20 protein-coding genes are annotated in these 17,418 nt (G+C 49.9%); 13 read left to right on the top strand and 7 right to left on the bottom strand.

What is annotated here, in order from left to right; genetic code table 11:
- The first annotated feature begins 2 nt into the window (after positions 1-2).
- Genes BLP64_RS04670 through hemF form a run of 4 tightly spaced genes read left to right on the top strand, consistent with a single transcriptional unit; the run spans position 3 to position 2,392 of the window.
- Complete coding sequence (locus BLP64_RS04670; RefSeq protein ID WP_092592256.1) at positions 3-476, top strand: DUF494 family protein; 474 nt, start codon at positions 3-5, stop codon at positions 474-476.
- Entirely contained in the window at positions 477-872 is a 396-nt protein-coding gene (locus BLP64_RS04665) for a DNA topoisomerase family protein (RefSeq protein WP_092592254.1), read from the top strand.
- 30 nt (positions 873-902) lie between these two features.
- Entirely contained in the window at positions 903-1,469 is a 567-nt protein-coding gene (locus BLP64_RS04660; protein WP_092592252.1) for an L-threonylcarbamoyladenylate synthase type 1 TsaC, read from the top strand.
- A gap of 2 nt (positions 1,470-1,471) precedes the next feature.
- The gene (gene hemF, locus BLP64_RS04655; protein WP_092592250.1) at positions 1,472-2,392 is read left to right on the top strand and encodes an oxygen-dependent coproporphyrinogen oxidase; all 921 of its coding nucleotides are present in this window, start codon (positions 1,472-1,474) and stop codon (positions 2,390-2,392) included.
- Here hemF and BLP64_RS04650 read toward each other — a convergent pair.
- Positions 2,389-2,805: a group II truncated hemoglobin gene (locus tag BLP64_RS04650; protein WP_092592248.1), complete on the bottom strand. Its 417-nt coding sequence runs from the start codon at positions 2,803-2,805 to the stop codon at positions 2,389-2,391. The two genes, hemF and BLP64_RS04650, sit on opposite strands and share 4 nt — an antisense overlap.
- Here BLP64_RS04650 and aroE point away from each other — a divergent pair.
- Complete coding sequence (aroE, locus tag BLP64_RS04645) at positions 2,804-3,634, top strand: shikimate dehydrogenase (RefSeq protein WP_092592246.1); 831 nt, start codon at positions 2,804-2,806, stop codon at positions 3,632-3,634. The genes BLP64_RS04650 and aroE overlap by 2 nt on opposite strands.
- Before the next feature lie 421 nt (positions 3,635-4,055).
- A complete protein-coding gene (gene polA / locus BLP64_RS04640; protein WP_092592244.1) occupies positions 4,056-6,839 on the top strand; it encodes a DNA polymerase I in 2,784 nt (927 codons plus the stop codon).
- Positions 6,840-7,012: 173 nt separating this feature from the next.
- Here polA and BLP64_RS04635 read toward each other — a convergent pair whose 3' ends face one another.
- Entirely contained in the window at positions 7,013-7,909 is an 897-nt protein-coding gene (locus BLP64_RS04635; protein ID WP_092592242.1) for a DMT family transporter, read from the bottom strand.
- Positions 7,896-8,543, bottom strand: coding sequence for a ribosome biogenesis GTP-binding protein YihA/YsxC (yihA, locus tag BLP64_RS04630; protein WP_092592240.1), 648 nt, complete (start codon positions 8,541-8,543; stop codon positions 7,896-7,898). The genes BLP64_RS04635 and yihA overlap by 14 nt, the downstream gene beginning before the upstream one ends.
- A gap of 116 nt (positions 8,544-8,659) precedes the next feature.
- Here yihA and BLP64_RS04625 point away from each other — a divergent pair, with 116 nt between their 5' ends.
- From BLP64_RS04625 to BLP64_RS04615, 3 genes are all read left to right on the top strand, one after another.
- The gene (locus BLP64_RS04625) at positions 8,660-9,286 is read left to right on the top strand and encodes a c-type cytochrome (protein ID WP_092592238.1); all 627 of its coding nucleotides are present in this window, start codon (positions 8,660-8,662) and stop codon (positions 9,284-9,286) included.
- 526 nt (positions 9,287-9,812) lie between these two features.
- Positions 9,813-10,292, top strand: a complete 480-nt coding sequence (gene yihI, locus BLP64_RS04620) for a Der GTPase-activating protein YihI (protein WP_176754921.1) — start codon at positions 9,813-9,815, stop codon at positions 10,290-10,292.
- Positions 10,282-10,755 carry a DUF2489 domain-containing protein gene (locus BLP64_RS04615; RefSeq protein ID WP_233340106.1) on the top strand — a complete coding sequence of 158 codons (474 nt, stop codon included), beginning with the start codon at positions 10,282-10,284 and terminating at the stop codon, positions 10,753-10,755. The genes yihI and BLP64_RS04615 overlap by 11 nt, the downstream gene beginning before the upstream one ends.
- A 1-nt stretch (position 10,756) precedes the next feature.
- On the opposite strand, the gene BLP64_RS04610 is transcribed toward BLP64_RS04615, so the two are convergent.
- The gene (locus tag BLP64_RS04610; protein WP_407681262.1) at positions 10,757-12,034 is read right to left on the bottom strand and encodes a metal-dependent hydrolase family protein; all 1,278 of its coding nucleotides are present in this window, start codon (positions 12,032-12,034) and stop codon (positions 10,757-10,759) included.
- Between the two features lie 183 nt (positions 12,035-12,217).
- Here BLP64_RS04610 and cysE point away from each other — a divergent pair, with 183 nt between their 5' ends.
- Positions 12,218-12,994 (top strand): serine O-acetyltransferase, encoded by a 777-nt coding sequence (gene cysE, locus BLP64_RS04605; RefSeq protein ID WP_092592232.1) that lies wholly within the window; start codon positions 12,218-12,220, stop codon positions 12,992-12,994.
- 37 nt (positions 12,995-13,031) lie between these two features.
- Here the strand turns inward: cysE and BLP64_RS04600 are convergent, their stop codons facing one another.
- Positions 13,032-13,238 carry a cold-shock protein gene (locus BLP64_RS04600; protein ID WP_055439451.1) on the bottom strand — a complete coding sequence of 69 codons (207 nt, stop codon included), beginning with the start codon at positions 13,236-13,238 and terminating at the stop codon, positions 13,032-13,034.
- 202 nt (positions 13,239-13,440) lie between these two features.
- Positions 13,441-13,989: a hydrolase gene (locus BLP64_RS04595; RefSeq protein WP_092592230.1), complete on the bottom strand. Its 549-nt coding sequence runs from the start codon at positions 13,987-13,989 to the stop codon at positions 13,441-13,443.
- A 124-nt stretch (positions 13,990-14,113) separates the two neighbouring features.
- Between BLP64_RS04595 and BLP64_RS04590 the strand changes: the two genes are divergently transcribed.
- From BLP64_RS04590 to BLP64_RS04580, 3 genes are read left to right on the top strand one after another with little or no spacing between them, the layout of a single operon-like run.
- Positions 14,114-15,121, top strand: a complete 1,008-nt coding sequence (locus BLP64_RS04590) for a GGDEF domain-containing protein (RefSeq protein WP_092592228.1) — start codon at positions 14,114-14,116, stop codon at positions 15,119-15,121.
- A 60-nt stretch (positions 15,122-15,181) separates the two neighbouring features.
- Positions 15,182-15,676: a 5-(carboxyamino)imidazole ribonucleotide mutase gene (gene purE / locus BLP64_RS04585; protein ID WP_092592226.1), complete on the top strand. Its 495-nt coding sequence runs from the start codon at positions 15,182-15,184 to the stop codon at positions 15,674-15,676.
- Positions 15,673-16,761 (top strand): 5-(carboxyamino)imidazole ribonucleotide synthase, encoded by a 1,089-nt coding sequence (locus BLP64_RS04580; protein ID WP_092592224.1) that lies wholly within the window; start codon positions 15,673-15,675, stop codon positions 16,759-16,761. The genes purE and BLP64_RS04580 overlap by 4 nt, the downstream gene beginning before the upstream one ends.
- Here the strand turns inward: BLP64_RS04580 and BLP64_RS04575 are convergent.
- The gene (locus BLP64_RS04575) at positions 16,758-17,411 is read right to left on the bottom strand and encodes an alpha/beta hydrolase (protein WP_092592222.1); all 654 of its coding nucleotides are present in this window, start codon (positions 17,409-17,411) and stop codon (positions 16,758-16,760) included. The genes BLP64_RS04580 and BLP64_RS04575 overlap by 4 nt on opposite strands.
- Between the last annotated feature and the right edge of the window lie 7 nt (positions 17,412-17,418).

The following is a 17,418-nucleotide window of genomic DNA, read 5'->3' as shown; positions in this document are numbered from 1 at the left end:
CGATGTTTGATATCCTCATGTATTTGTTCGAAAATTTTATTCATTCGGACATGGAGGTGGTCGTCAATCATGACGAGCTTACTGACGAACTTACGCGGGCTGGCTTCCATCGCCAAGAAATCCTCAAGGCATTGGCGTGGCTTGAGCGATTAGCTGACTTACAAGACAGCCAAGCAATTCCCTACACCCACCAATCACAGCATAAAAGTATCCGTGTTTTTACCGCTGAAGAAGCGGCACGTCTGGATTGTGAAAGCCGAGGCTTTATCATGTATTTAGAAAACCTCGGGGTGTTGGATTTTGCCACACGAGAGATGGTTATTGACCGTGTGATGGAACTGGATACTCAGCAATTTACTTTAGATGATTTGAAATGGGTGATTTTGATGGTGCTGTTTAATGTGCCAGGCCATGAAGACGCCTATGATCAAATGGAAGGGCTGCTGTTTGAAGAGCCTGAGGGTTTATTACATTAAATGTCAGACAATTTTTTAGAACCACAAGCATTGGGGGTGCCATGTCCCCAATGCCAATGTGAGTTGCAGTTGAAAAAGGGTCGCTACGGATTATTTGTCGGGTGCAGTGGCTATCCCGAGTGTGATTACATGACGGCAGCGGACTTCGATCCGGGCACCAACGTGGCGTGTCCCACCTGCCAGCAAGGCAAGTTAGTCCAAAAAACCAGTCGCTATGGGCGTTCTTTTTATGCCTGTGACCGTTATCCTGACTGCTCCTATTCGGTGCAGCTACCACCGGTGGCGCAAGTGTGCCCCCAATGTGAGTTCCCGATTCTGTTAAAGCGCAAAACCGCTGCGGGTGAGCGGCTAATCTGCGCGCAACATTCCTGTGACTACAAATCTCCGCTAAAATAGCGTGACCCAGCAACGACGAGACGAATCATCATGACCGGAGTAACCGATCCTTGGCTATTGGCCAAGCAAGCATTTTCTCAAGGTGAGCTTATCGCCTATCCAACCGAGGCTGTGTTTGGCCTGGGGTGTGATCCACGCAATGAAGCGGCGGTGCAGCAGCTGCTGACCCTGAAACAGCGCAGCCCTGATAAAGGCCTGATACTGATCGCTGCGGATTACAGTCAATTGATAGACTTTGTCGCCGATCAACGTATTCCGCAGGATAAACGTTATGGTGTCTTTTCGCAGTGGCCGGGGCCTGTCACCCTCTTGTTGCCGGCCAAGGAAACAGTGCCCACGTGGTTGCGCGGACAGCATGATTCCATTGCCGTTCGGGTGACGGCGCACGAGCCAGCGCGGCAATTATGCAAAGCCTTGGGCAGTGCCATTGTGTCGACCAGTGCTAATTTGACGGGGCAGCCGGCGTTCAAAACAGTGGCCGACGTGCGCCAGGCGTTTGGTGACCAAATTGGCTGGATTATGGAGGCGCCGGTCGGTTCATTAGCGAAGCCAACCCAAATTATTGATCCCATTCGCCAAACCATTATTCGGGAGTAGCCATGCAACATAACACCATGTTAGACCAGGTCAATGCGTATTTGACTGAGTTACAAGATCGTATCTGCCACGCGCTCGAGCAAGCCGACGGTGACGGCCGCTTTCAAGAAGACCCTTGGCATCGTCCAGGTGGTGGCGGTGGGCGTTCGCGGGTGTTACGGGATGGCGCCGTTATTGAGCAGGGCGGGGTGGGGTATTCCCACGTGTTTGGCGAACAGATGCCAGCGTCGGCCACCGCACATCGTCCGGAACTGGCGGGTCGCAATTTTAATGCCTGTGGGGTGTCATTGGTGATTCATCCCCGTAATCCTTATATTCCGACCAGCCATGCGAATGTGCGGTTCTTTATTGCCGAAAAAGAGGGCGCGGAGCCGGTTTGGTGGTTTGGTGGTGGTTTTGATTTAACCCCATTTTACCCTTTTGATGAAGATATCAAGCATTGGCACCAAGTTGCCTATGATGCACTCAAACCTTTTGGTGACGAGTTGTATCCGAAGTTTAAGCAATGGTGCGATGATTATTTTTGGCTGCGTCATCGCGACGAAACCCGCGGTGTGGGTGGGTTATTCTTTGATGATCTGAATGAGCGTGGATTCGAGGAAAGCTTTGCCATTATGCGCGCCGTGGGCGACGCCTATTTGGAGGCTTATTTACCCATTATTGCACGCCGCAAAGACACCCCTTACGGCGAGCGGGAACGTGATTTCCAGCTGTATCGTCGAGGCCGTTACGTTGAATTTAACTTGGTTTGGGACCGGGGTACTCTGTTTGGATTGCAAACCGGTGGCCGCACGGAATCAATTTTAATGTCGATGCCACCGCTCGTGCGATGGGAATACGGTTACGAGCCGGAGCCCAATAGTCCAGAGGCGCGCTTATATACGGATTATTTGCGCCCCCGTGACTGGCTTACTGAACTCTAATCGGTATTGATCATGTGATGAGCAAGTTGGGTGAACCGTTGCCTTAATTGAATTTTTAGCAATGGGTCGGTGACTTGCTCGTCCAGCACCTGATACATGCAAAGTAACCATTGATCGCGCATCCGCGTATCAATGGTAAAGGGAAGGTGGCGTGCGCGCAGGCGTGGGTGACCATATTTCTCTTCAAACAGCGGTGGCCCACCAAACCAGCCACTCAAAAATTCAAAGAATTTTTGCCGAATCAGATCCATTGGCTGCGGATGCAGAGCTAACAATTCTTTTGCTTGCGGGTGTGTCTCCATGACATCATAAAACCGTTCGGCCATTGCACGAACGGCGGTTTCTCCCCCGAGTTGATCATAGATGGACTGCGGTCCGGGGCTGGTTTTCTTGTTACGTAGGAATTGAAACATGGCGCTCTTTACAGTGTTCGGGAATCCAATTGCGCATAGCCTGTCACCCGCCATTCATCAAGCTTTTGCGGCGCAGGCAGGCATCACCTTGCGTTATACGCGTAGTCTAACATCGACCGCCCAGTTTCGTCGTGCTGTTGCGACATTTTTTCATCAAGGTGGAGCCGGTGCCAATGTGACCGCACCTTTTAAGCAGCAGGCTTTTGCCTTGGTCAATCAGCTTACCCCACGAGCGCAGCTTGCTGGCGCTGTGAACACCTTGGTGTCGCTGGGGCAGGGACAATTGCTCGGTGATAACACCGACGGCGTGGGCTTGGTACGCGCGTTACAGCACCATTGCCAGCAACAATTAACACAACGAGCCATAGTGATTTGTGGTGCTGGTGGCGCGACTCGCGGTGTTCTTGGTCCGTTGTTAGCGCAGCACGTCGATCATATTTTCATTGCCAATCGAACCTTGTCTCGAGCTCAAGAGCTGGTGGCTGCTGTGGGTGATGCACGGGTGCAAGCGGTGACTTATGAACAGCTACAGATTCCTGCTGGCGCCTTGGTGATTCAAGCCACCAGCACCGACCAGTTGCCGTTGGCGGACGAACAACTGGCCTCGGCAACGGCCTGGTATGACATGCGCTATGGAGCGCAGCCCACCCTGATGATGCAGCGTGCGCAGCAAGCAGGCGTGACTCAGGTGTACGATGGCTTGAGTATGTTGGTGGAGCAAGCAGCCGTTGCCTTTCAATTGTGGCACCCTGAGCTTGAGCTTGATACCGAGCCGGTTTTGACCCAATTACGGGCACAGTTGATGAATCAAGGCGCAGTGATTGGCTAATACTTTTTAAGCTCTTTGGCTATAAGAAAAGAAAGCATTGATTAATATTTGTTCTAAGAAAAGCGATGGGAGGGCTAGCAATTGGAATTAATTATGGTAGTCTTCTAATTCGATTCGCGAGAATTGACGCAGCACGCAGTACCCTCCTATGGTTGTGCTTAAAATCAGTTTCCACAACTGACGATGATAATTATAAAGAAGTTGTTGGGGCTTTTGCATTACCCTGAACCCCTTGTTATTCAAGGCTTTACAGAGCTATCCGCCACCAGAGATCGCTGATCTTTCACTGGTGCATTCGGCATTTCTCAACAGACTTATCCACAGCGTTTCCACAGATGACTCCCAGCCATGAGTAGCCAATAAAACGGAGCTGTGGCATGCTTAACAACAGAATTTAGCAGCTTATTTTGAGACAGCACTTATGGCAGCCACTCCAGTCGTTCCTGAAAACCCATTCATCCTTGTTGATGGTTCATCTTACTTATTTCGCGCTTACTATGCGCCGCCTCACTTGACCAACGCAGCGGGTGAACCAACGGGGGCCATTTATGGCGTCGTGAACATGTTGCGGAGTTTGATCATGAAATATCAACCGTCTCATATGGCGGTGGTATTTGATGCGAAAGGCCCCACGTTTCGTAACGAAATTTATAGCGATTACAAAGCCAATCGGCCGCCAATGCCCGATGATCTGCGTCAGCAAATTGCACCGTTACATGCCATCGTCAAAGCCTTAGGGTTACCGCTGTTATGTATTGATGATGTGGAAGCCGATGATGTGATTGGCACTTTGGCCCAACAGGCCGCCGCAGAGCAACGGTTCACCTTGATCAGTACCGGTGATAAGGACATGGCACAATTGGTGAACGACCATGTGATGCTGATTAACACCATGACGGATACCTTGATGGATACCGCAGGGGTGGTGGCCAAATATGGTGTACAACCCAGCCAGATCATTGATTTACTCGCCCTGATGGGGGACAGCTCTGACAATATTCCTGGCTTACCCAAAGTCGGGGAAAAAACGGCGCTAGCCTTGTTGCAAGGAATGGAGAGCATTGACGCTATCTTGGCAGACCCCGATGCCGTGGCCACCTTGAGTTTCCGCGGCGCGAAATCCATGCCTGAAAAAATTCGTGAACATCGCGATATTTTATTAATGTCACGCGAATTGGCGACCATCAAATTGGATGTGGCCTTACCCCAAGCTCCTGATGATTTAAAAATTCAGCCATCGGACAGAGACACACTCATTGAGCTTTATAAGCAATGTGATTTCCGGCGCTGGTTGAGCGAAGCCCTTGATCAAGGGGCGGTGACTGATCGGGTGTTGGGCATCACGCCTGCTGCCGCTGCAGAACCGGTAGAAACCGTGGTCACTGCTCGGGAGCGAGACTATGAAACCGTGACCAGCAAAGAGCGGTTTCAGGCATGGCTGGACGAGCTACGTGACGCCGAAGTGGTTGCTTTTGATACGGAAACCACCAGCCTCAACTATATGGAAGCTGAGCTGGTGGGCATGTCGTTTGCGATGAAGCCAGGGCGCGCTTGTTATATTCCTGTCGGCCACGACTTAGGCATGGCGCCGGAGCAATTAAGTCGTGACTGGGTGCTGGCGCAACTGAAACCGCTCTTTGAAGACCCAAGACCACGCTGGGTGGGACAAAACCTCAAATACGATAGCCATATTTTACGCCGTTACGACATTACCTTAACTGGGATTATCAACGACACCATGCTGGCATCCTATGTGTTGAATAGCGTCGGTTCGCGGCACGATATGGACAGTTTAAGTTTGCAGTATTTAGGGCATCGCGCCATCTCATTTGAAGACATTGCCGGGAAAGGGGCGAAGCAACTCAGCTTTAACCAAATTGCCGTGGAAGAAGCGGCGCCGTACGCTGCCGAAGACGCGGATGTGACGCTGCAATTACACCAAGCAATTTCGGCGGAATTAGAGTCGGAGCCCGGCCTGGTGCAAGTGTTAAAAGAGATTGAGCTGCCGTTGTTGCCGATTTTGGTCAACATGGAACAGTTGGGGGTGCAAGTCGATAGTGCCCTGTTACGTCAGCAAAGTGCTGAATTGGCCGAGGAACTGAAAGAGCTCGAAGCACAAGCGCACGAAATTGCCGGCCAAGCATTTAATTTGAGTTCCACGAAGCAACTACAAACCATTTTGTTTGAAAAAATGCAGTTGCCGGTGCTGAAGAAAACCCCCAAAGGCGCTCCCTCGACTGCCGAAGAGGTTTTGCAGGAATTGGCGCTGGATTATCCGTTACCTGATGTGATTATGCGGTACCGTGGGCTGAGCAAGTTGAAATCGACCTATACGGATAAACTGCCGAAAATGGTGAACACTCATTCAGGTCGTATCCATACGTCGTATCATCAGGCGGTGACCGCCACCGGACGTTTATCCTCCAGTGACCCGAACTTGCAGAATATTCCTATCCGTACCGAGAATGGGCGGCGGGTACGTCAAGCCTTTACCGCTCCGGCGGGATATCAAATTATGGCTATCGACTATAGCCAAATTGAACTACGAATTATGGCTCACTTGTCGGATGATCCGGCCTTGGTGGATGCGTTCTCGAAAGGTCGAGACATTCACAAAGCAACGGCCGCTGAAGTGTTTGGGGTGGCGTTGGAAGAGGTGACGAGTGAGCAGCGGCGCCGAGCCAAAGCGGTCAACTTCGGCTTAATTTACGGGATGTCGGCGTTTGGTCTAGCGCGTCAGCTCGATATTCCTCGTCACGAAGCCCAAACCTATATGGATAAATACTTTGATCGCTTCCCCGGGGTTTTAACCTATATGGAGAACACGCGGAAAAAGGCCAGCGAGGCGGGGTATGTGGAAACCATTTTCGGACGCCGACTGCATTTACCTGATATCAAATCACAGCAAGCCGTCCGCCGTAATGCGGCGGAGCGTGCGGCGATTAATGCCCCCATGCAAGGGTCTGCGGCTGACATCATTAAGCGGGCTATGATTGATGTGGCGGCCGCGATTGATAAAAAGTGGCCGCAGCAAGAGGTACGAATGATTATGCAAGTGCATGATGAACTGGTGTTTGAGGTGCATGAAAACTGCATTGAAGAGGCAAAAGCTGAATTGGTAAAAATAATGGAGCAAGCTGCGGAACTAAAAGTTCCTTTAATTGCCGAAGCAGGAGTAGGACAGAACTGGGACGAAGCGCACTAAAAATATTTTCTTAAAAATTGAATTTTTTTTGAACTATTTTGAAAACGACAAGTCCTAGTTATTGAAAGGCACAATGAAACGTTACTAGGTTCGTTTATCATACCTTTCTGAGATGTTCTCTCCCTGGATTGTAAGAACTTTTGCCCGGCTTTTTAAGCCGGGCTTTTTCTTTTTTAAGACACCCGTTTGCGGTGATTACTAATAAACACACCTAACAAAATCGCGACCAAGCCAACCCCATGGGCGACCAAAAATGGCTCGCCATCCAGCACCCCTAATATCAGCGCGACGATCGGAATAATATACGTCACGGAGCTGGTGAAAGTGGTGTCAGCCAGTTTAACCACGGTATTAAACAAGACCAAGGCCATGGCAGTGCCCACGGTGCCTAGTATCAGTACCGCGCCAAGCGCATGATAAAAGGCCGGATCCGCTTGGCTCACTTGCTCAATAAACGGGGTGCCGACCAATAAATAAATGAGCGCTGGTGGCGCGACTAGAAACAGACTCACTCCGGTAATGGTCAGCGCACCAAGGTCAGGGAGGCGATGTTTAATCAAGTTTAAATTCATCCCGTAGCAAATGGTGGCAGCAATCACGAATAAGGCATACCCGTTGAATTGCAGTTGGTTACCGCCCGCAGCCGTGATCAGCAAAATGGTGCCAAGCAACCCGACCAGCACGCCAATTAATTGCTGTTTAATCAGTGCCTGCTTAAAAATCAAAATACCAATTAATAAGGTCGCGAGGGGGGTAAAGGTATTCAACACCCCAGTCACCCCGCTAGGGAGCTTGGTTTGTGCCACTGAGAATAAAATGGCAGGGATAAAACTACCGACCAACCCCACCGAGATGAGCTTCAGTAAATGATGTGGGCGAACGGTCTTAAAGCGACGTAGCAGAAAGGGAAGCAGAATAAAGCCTGCCGATGAAATTCTGATGGCTGCCAGCTGGGTGGGGGAGAGTTTAGTCAGGCCCACCTTGATGAGCATAAAGGAGCTGCCCCAAATAAGGGCAAGTAGCATCAGCATCAGCCACGCTTTGAGAGGTGGCTGGCTATTGCTCGACATCGCTTGCACCCAAATCAGTCGGTACTTCGTCGGCTTGATTCAGCCATTGGCTAAGAATCAACTCGACTTGCGGAAGTCCTAACTGGTTGAGGGATGAAAACGCTTCAACTTGAACGTTGTCGCCGAATACAAGAGCGGCTTCGCGCGCTTTCAGCAAAGTACTTTTTCGTTGTCCGGCTTTTAATTTATCCGCTTTGGTCAACAAAATCAGCACTGGAATGTTACAATCAGTCGCCCAGTGCAACAATTCCTGATCGGTATCACGGTATGGATGGCGAATATCCATTAATAATACGAGGCCACGCAATGATTTGCGTTGTTGCAGGTATTCACTGAGAGCCCGTTGCCATTTTTCTTTCACCGCAAGCGGGACTTTAGCATAACCATAACCCGGCAAATCGATCAGACGTTTCTGTGGCGCCACTTCAAAAACGTTAATTAATTGCGTACGGCCCGGTGTTTTACTGGTCCGGGCCAGTGACTTTTGTCGCGTTAAGGTGTTTAATGCGCTGGATTTTCCGGCATTAGAACGGCCTGCAAAAGCGATTTCGACGCCGACATCTTCGGGTAACTGTCGAATATTTGCAGCGCTCGTGATAAATTTTGTGGGTTGAAAATTTAGCGTGGTAGTCATAAAAATGCTGTGTGACCTCATCAGAAAGCACATAGTAGCACGAATAGACGTTTAATCCTTACAACTTTTGTGTAAAATAGCGTGTGTCACAATTTCCCAGAGCAGAGATATCGATCATGAAAAAAATCGCAATGTTCGTAGGCCTGTACTTAGGCTTAACAGGTATTGCCATGGCAGCAACAGGTAACGCCGAAGCAGGGCAGCAAAAATCAGCTGTTTGTGCGGCGTGTCACGGCCCTGATGGCAACTCGCCGTTAGATATGTACCCTAAAATTGCTGGCCAGCATGAAAGTTACCTGTTCAAACAGCTAAAAGATTATAAATTAGCTGCTGAAACAGGCGGTGAGCAAGGTCGTGCTGATCCTATCATGCAAGGGCAAGTGATGATGTTAAGCGAGCAAGATATGGCAGACTTAGCGGCATTCTTTGCAGCGCAAGAAATGTCACCAGGTAGCGCTCCAGAAGACGTCATTGCCGAAGGTCAAAAGTTATTTATCGGTGGCGATGAAGCACGCGGTATTGCAGCATGTGCAGCTTGTCACGGTCCTCGCGGTGATGGCATGGCGTTAGCAAACTTCCCTGATATTTCAGGTCAGAGCGCAGCTTACACCAAGCAACAGCTTGAGCGTTTCCGCAGCGGAGAGCGTCAGAATGACCTCAATGGCATGATGCGCGACGTTGCAGCGAAACTCACTGACAAAGACATTGAAATTCTGTCGCAGTATATTCAAGGATTGTATTAATCCACTAAAAGGCAGCTTCGGCTGCCTTTTTAATTTTTTGTTGCAAAAAAATGAAGTGAAATAGCACGGGATTCAGCAGCTTGAGTAAAATGGTTATAAGAAGTGACTTGCTTATAACATAATAATCATTGATAATTTGCTACGAATCAGTACTCTGAATGCCATCGGATTATATGCAGCCCTTATCAAATAAGGGTTTGTTTAGGAAGTATCGTAATAATCCAGGGAATAAGAACATGGCCAGGAGGCCAAAATTAACCAGCACAATAATAACAACAGAGCTTGGTTAATGCGCTTAACTAATAACAATAATAATAAAATCTCTCACGGACGTTATAATTTAAAACAAGGAAGATGTGACAACCGTTCTCGAAATCGCACGTGCGCTGTGTGAAGAGATGAGAATAAATCAGGCGATGGCAACATCGCCTTTTTTATTGCCCGCACGATCAGTTACACTATGCTCTCATAAATGAATGATGGCATGCTGCCATTCAATACCCACTACTTGTGCTGGAACACGGACATGACACGCGTCAAAAAATCTCGTAAAACGGGCCCCCTTGCCCCCTCTAAAGCTGATAAGAAACCTTGGGAGACCCCGAAGGGCAAGCCCAGTTCGGGTAAAGCAATTCGCAAATCAAAAGGGCATCAGCCGGGTAGCCGATTTAACCCGAATATGGGGCAACAGTCGGCAGGGCGGAACTCTCATCCTGCATCGCAAGACCCACGGCATGGTAGCAAGAAGCCTATTCCTCTAGTCACGTTGGAGACAACCACCGAAAGCAAGCCGTTGTTGGCGCAGGATGCTGCGTATGCAGAGCTGCAAGCGCTGGAGAATGACGCGCGCTTGCACGAACTCTTGGATAAAATTGATCAGGAGATCCCTCTGACAGACGCGGAACAAGCCTATGTGGACGAATGCACGGAGCGTTTTGCTGAGTTGGCGGACCAATTAGGCCTCGATTTAGATGACGACGAGGACGACGAGGAAGATGATGATTGAAGCAACAACAACAATGCCAATGTGGCTATGGGGATTGCTGGTGTTGGGCATCCTCATTATTGTGGGGCTCGCATTTTATGCAGGCCGCTTATTCGCCTTATTGAAAAAACAGAACCAAGTACGTGATGAAGCGCTCGCCAAGCGTAATGAGAGGTTGCACGAAAGCATAGTTACCATCGCTAAAGCAATGGCGCAGGGGCAATGCCCGCTGTCAGAAGGGGCGATTCGCTTAGTCGTGCTGCTCGATTTACGGGTTGAATCGACCTCAGCGGGTTATGCTCAAAAATATCCGGCAATCCATGATATGTATGAGCGGATTAAACATATGCCAACCCATGAGGCTCGTAATACGTACCCTAAAGCCGAAATTCGAAAAATGGACCGTGAGCGCGAAGGGTATGAAAAAGAGCTGGAAGAAATCATTTTGCGTGACGTCAACCAGCTCCTGAAGGACTTTGCGTAAGTTATTGTTTGTAGATTGTTCCGTCTTTCATGACGAAATTGACGTGGGCAAGCCGTTGAATATCCTCAAGAGGGTTGCCCTCGACCGCCACTAAATCGGCACGTTTACCTACCGTTAGCGTGCCGATGCTCGAATCTCCTAAGAGTTTCGCAGCCTCAGCCGTGGCACTTCGAATTGCTTCGAGCGGTGGCATGCCTGCTTCCACCATATAAATAAACTCACGGTAGTTCTCGCCGTGGTCAAACACCCCAGCGTCCGTCCCAAATGCGATTTTAACGCCGGCTTGATAGGCTTGGGCAAAGGTTTGCTGAATTTGTGGACCAATGGCAGCTGCCTTCGGGCGGACTAAGTCAGGGAAAAACCCATCGATTTTAGCGCGGTCCGCCACCGAACGCCCGGCAGTAATGGTCGGCACGTAGTAAACATCATGTTTAATCATGGCTGCCATTACTTCTTCATCCATGTAAGTGCCGTGTTCAATGGAGTCAACACCTGCGGCAATGGCGCGGAGCATGCCTTCCTTACCATGGGCATGCACCGTTACTTTCATTTCATAATCACGTGCCGTGGTGACAATGGCTTCAAGTTCATCGGCCATAAACTGCGGGTTATGTCCGCTTTTCGCCACACTTAATACGCCGCCGGTAACGGTTAACTTAATCAGGTCAGCCCCATCCTGATAGCGAGCTCGCACGGCTTGTCGTGCTTCATAAGGTCCATCCAATACGCCCTGTGCTGGTGTTGGAGGAGCAAACAGATCGGGGCGGGCGCCATTGGTGGGGTCGGCATGGCCGCCGGTGGTGGCGAGAGATTTCCCTGCGGTATAAATACGCGGCCCAATGACTTTGCCGGCATTGATGGCATTTCGCAGCGCAATACTGGCATCGTACGCATCACCAAGGTCACGAACCGTGGTAAAGCCAGCCATGAGGGTTTTTTCCGCAAAGTGAACCGCATCTAGGGTGACATCCGCAGCACTTTTAACATAACGATGCAAATAGCTACCAGGGCCCAACTGGGAGGTTAAATGGGTGTGCATGTCAATAAACCCGGGCATGACGGTGCCATCACGGCGATCAATCACCACATCGGTGCTGGAAGGTATTTTAAAACCTCGCTCGATGGCTTTGATCGTGCCGTCTGCAACAACGACGGTCATATTTTTTTGCGGAGCCGTGGGGGTTCCATCAATGAGGGTGCCGGCATAAATCAGCGTATCGGCATGAGCACTGGCGCTGAAGCCAAGTGCGATAGAGAGCGCAAGTAAATGACGCATAATGATTTCCTTGGTTGTGGTGTTTTATGGTTATTATTTATCACCTCCCCACCTTAGCCACGAGTGAGTCGTCAGGTCAATTGGTGGATGTGTTTTTAACCGCTTTTTCTTAGTGAATTAACGCAACCATAAGCAGTTATTGATATAATAGCCGTTTGTTGTCGGACCCATTAGGCAAATCGATTCATGTTTCAACGCATTAGAGAAGATATCAAAAGTGTGTTTGCACGCGACCCTGCAGCACGCAATACGTTTGAAGTATTAACGACTTATCCTGGTTTACATGCCATTTGGTGGCATCGCATCAGTCACCGACTGTGGCGTTGTCGTTGGTTTTGGTTGGCGCGCTGGTTATCCACGTTTTCGCGCTGGCTCACCGGGATTGAAATTCATCCAGGCGCGAAAATTGGGCGGCGCTTCTTTATTGACCATGGCATGGGCGTGGTGATTGGCGAAACCGCTGAAATTGGCGACGATGTTACTATCTATCACGGGGTCACCTTAGGAGGCACCAGTTGGAATCAAGGCAAACGCCATCCAACCTTGTGTGACGGTGTGGTGATTGGAGCAGGCGCCAAAGTGTTGGGGCCCATTGTCGTTGGCGAAAACGCACGGATTGGCTCAAATGCGGTGGTCGTGAAGGATGTCCCTGCAAGTACCACGGTTGTCGGCATCCCTGCACGAGTTGCCCGTAGTGCAATGAGTGAGGAAGTGGCGAAACGACGGGAAGAAATGGCGAAGCAGTATGGTTTCGATGCGTATGCTATTTCTGCAGATAATCCAGACCCAGTCGCAACAGCGATTGGCCGCATGTTAGACCATGTGCAATTGCTCGATGAAAAAGTCACCGAGTTGTGCTCAGCAGTGAATCAGCTGGGGGGTAACGTGTGTGAAGAAATTCCTGATGTTGATTTGGATGACATGGATTTCTTGCAAGAGGAACAAAAAAAGCCGCTCGGATGAGCGGCTTTTTGGAATTCTTCGCTAGAAGAAACGTCGATTACATAGGAACGACGTTAGAAGCTTGTGGGCCTTTAGGGCCTTGCTCGATAGTGAATTGAACAGTTTGGCCTTCAGCTAAGGTTTTGAAACCGTCAGACTGAATAGCGCTGAAATGTACGAATACGTCTGCGCCTTGCTCTTGCTCGATGAAACCGAAGCCTTTAGCTTCGTTAAAGAATTTAACTTTACCAGTTACTGTAGACATGCTGTGATTCCTCGTAGTGCATGTGAAAATCTAGGGTATTGCTAATAAAAATTACGTGTATTACTTGGGGACTTACAAAACGAGGTACAGCAATTGACTTCGTAACAGGCCACAATTAGACAGCCGAATTTTTCTAGCGACGCTCAGTATACGCTGATCCATTCTGCTGTCAATTAAAGTTTGGTTAACTTTTGCAGAATATTTAACCACGAATCCAGTTTTTGGTGATATGGCGGAATTGATCGGTGCCTGATTTAAATAACCACTCATAGGCAGCCATTTCTGTTGACACAATCACCGCACCCGCTTGACGTAAGCGTTTGAGCGCTGCTTGTTTATCGCTATCACGACGTGATCCAACCGCATCCTCAACCACAAATACTTGGTAGTCATCGGCTAATAAATCCAGTGCTGTTTGTAAGATACAAACGTGCGCTTCCATCCCCATCAATAGAATTTGCGGCCGATTGATATCGGTCATCGCGGTCATGAAGTTGGGTTCTTGCACCGCACTGAAGTGCATTTTTTCGATGACCTGGGCATTGGTAATGACGCCTTCCAAATCATCCACGCTAATGCCGAGCCCTTTAGGATACTGCTCGGTGACCAGCACCGGCACGTCCAATTCATTGGCAATTTCACCCAGCCAGCGCATGCGAGCGATGAGCTTATCGCTTTGATGAATCACAGGCGCTAATTTGGTTTGCACATCAATAATTACCAATAAACTTTGGTCAGCTTTCATCAACATTACGATCACTCCTTCGCTTTCGATAGCATTTATTATGCCGTAAACAAGTTGCTATTCCTACGAGTTGCAGTTAATTTGAACGAAAAATATCCATTTGTAATTTTGGGAAGCAGGGTGCAAGGCTATGGCGAGAACCACAGTCAATGGAATGATGGATGACTTTCAGGGGGTGATGCCTCGTAACATGGTGATTGCCGTGGGGATCGCCTCGTTGTTACTGGCAGTGCCGGGATTTTGGACCGGCCATTTACGGCAAGCCATCGTCTTTGTCGTAGTGGGCGCGGTATTGTTGGTACTCGCCGCGTTGTATTGGCGGCGCCCGATGCCGGAATCATGTCGCTTCAGTATTGTGCTGCTGCTCAGTGCCTTGGTGATTTCATTACTGCAATATCATGGCACCCTTGCGGTTTATTGGGTGTTTCCACTACTCGCTATCAGTTACTTTTTATTCAAAGGTTGGGTTGCGATCGCGGTGGCCAGTGTGGCCACGCTAGTGGTCAGCATTGCTGGATTCCTAGTCCTGCCACTGGAGCATGCGTGGCGCATGATGGCAGCACTGCTGATTATTTTAGTATTAGGAAGTGTGTTCACCACCACCATCGGGCGCTTGCAACAGTTATTGCACCGCTTAGTGGTGACCGACACCTTAACGGGCTTGCAAAACCGTCATCAGGTGAACGATGTATTAAGCCGGTTAATTCACAATTTCCGCCGCTATCAGCGGCCTGCCAGCCTTATCCTGCTCGATATCGACCACTTTAAACAAGTGAACGACACCCATGGTCATTTGTACGGTGATCAAATGCTGAAGCAATTAGCGACACGCCTGCAAGCAACGTTACGAGTGAACGACCATGTGTTTCGAGTGGGAGGTGAAGAGTTTTTAGTGGCACTGCCTGAAACGGCTTTCGCCGAAGCATTGACCGTTGCAGAAAAAATCCGTTTAGCAGTGGCGGAGCGGCCGTTTGAGGGAAAAGACGCCACGTCGCAGCTCACGGTTAGCCTCGGTGTGGCCCAGTTGCGTGGCGAGCAAAGTTGGTCAGAATGGATTAGTGTGGCCGATCTTGCGTTGCTCGAAGCCAAGCGAAAAGGACGCAATCAGGTGGTCAAAGGGCGAGCAATTGTACAATAAATTTGCACCGCAGCGGTCTCCTAGCTACAATTCGCTCCTTTGAAAAATGGAGCATTCATCATGGCACCTGTGTTGATTTTAATGGGTTCACAGTCCGATTGGCCCATCATGCAAAATGCTGCCCAAATGCTAAAGGATTTGGGAATTGCGTGGCGTGCAGAAGTGGTTTCAGCCCACCGTACCCCAGATTTATTGAAGAGCACAATGGTGCAAGCCGAGCGCGATGGCGTGCCGGTGGTCATTGCGGGGGCAGGGGGTGCAGCTCACTTGCCAGGCATGTTAGCAGCATTTACCGCGATCCCTGTACTGGGTGTGCCGGTGCCAAGCCAACACTTAAAAGGGCTAGATAGCCTGTTATCCATCGTACAAATGCCCAAAGGCGTGGCCGTGGGAACTATGGCGATTGGCGCAGCGGGTGCTGCAAACGCAGGTTTACTCGCTGCACAAATTATCGGTTCCTTCGATGCCTCAGTGCGGGAACGCGTGGTTGCATTTCGTACGCAACAGCGTGATGCCGTCATGAACGGCCCAGAACTCGAGCTGCCTGAATCATGAAGATTCTGTTTATTGGTGATGGTCAATTAGGCCAAATGCTGGGCGCCAGTGCGACCCGTCATGGTCACGAATGCCTGTTATTCAGTACGCGCACCAACACCGTTAAACCCTTATCTGCGCAGCTAGATTTACCTCATAAACTGACGCAAGCCATTGAGTGGGCTGATGTGGTGAGCTGGGAACACGAAGCTATCCCGGCCGATATTATGACCGCTGCCCGCGCCAAATTTTTGATGGATCCGGAGCGCATTCAGCGCTTAACCGATCGGCGCGATGAAAAATCCTTATTCGACGAGTGTGGTGTACCCACATCCCCCTGGCAGGCTTTCACCACAGCGGCTGAACTGGAGCAGATTTTAGTTCAAGCGGAGCAACCGTTGGTGATTAAAGCGGCACGGGGAGGCTATGATGGCAAGGGACAATGGCGCTATACCATGGCGACCGATCCCCATGAACTGGCCCAGCAAGCCGGACAAGTTCCTGGCATTGTGGAACAGTTGATTCCGTTTAAGCGAGAAGTGTCACTCGTTGGTGCACGCAACCAAGATGGCAGTATTTGCTGTTATCCGTTAGTGACCAATGTGCACGACCGCGGCATTTTAAGTTATAGCTTAGGTGCCATGGATGTGGTGACTGATGCCCTACAACAACAAGCAGAAGCAAGCTTTCGGAAACTCACCGAAGCTCTGCAATATGTGGGTGTGTTAGCCATCGAGTTTTTCGTAGTGGTGGACGGCTCGGACGTGCAATTGCTGGTGAATGAGATTGCACCGCGCGTTCATAACTCAGGGCATTGGACCATGACCGGTGCCAATTGCAGTCAGTTCGACCTTCATATTCGTGCGTTAACGAATATGCCGCTACCGTTATTGCGGTTAGAGCCAACCTTGATGTTGAACGTGATTGGCGCAGCACAAATTCCGGATGCACTTTGGCGTCACCCCGATGTTGAGTGCTTCTGGTACAACAAAGAACCTCGCCCTGGTCGTAAGGTCGGCCATGTCAACGTTCGTACCCCCAATCGTGATACCGCCATGACATGGGTCGAACAATGGGCTGAACAGCTTCAGGTTCTTGCTGATTAAGCAAGAACCTGTTGAAACCATTGATTCATCGCCTGCACTTGTTCACCACATACTTGGTGCTGCATGGCAAATGTCTGGTACTGAGCAGGGTAGTTGCGCGCTAACAACCACTGATATGCGTGCTGACCTAAGCTTTCTGGGACAACTGGATCCTGGGTACCGTGCTGCACTAATACCGGCACATCGGCATTCGCAGCGTGAGGTTGAATGCTGGTATGAGTCGCCAAATAAGTAGACAGTGCCAACACCCCAGCTAAGCGTTGCGGGTAGGTTAAGGCAGCTTCATAGGCCACTGCACCCCCTTGTGAAAATCCTGCAATAAGAATGTTCGCGGCGGGGATGCCTCGCTCAATTTCCCGTTGAATTAAATCATGCACTGCCGCTGCTGACGCACGTAATTGCTGCTCATCCACTTCGCGTTCAATGCTCATACTTAAAATGTCATACCATGCGGGCATCCGCATTCCGCCATTCACTGTCACCGGTAATTGGGGGGCATGAGGGAACACAAAACGGACCGCCGCAGGAGGCGTCAAATGCGGTACTAATGGGGCAAAATCATTGCCATCGGCACCCAGCCCGTGCAGCCAGATAACCGCATGTGTGGCGGGGGATTGAGGTTCGATTTCAACACAAGGTAGGTACGGCATGAGTGCT

The sequence above is a fragment of the Pseudidiomarina indica genome (assembly GCF_900104245.1).
Taxonomy (GTDB): domain Bacteria; phylum Pseudomonadota; class Gammaproteobacteria; order Enterobacterales; family Alteromonadaceae; genus Pseudidiomarina; species Pseudidiomarina indica.
Note: the sequence above shows the minus strand (reverse complement) of the source record. Positions and strands in the feature narration are given on the sequence as shown.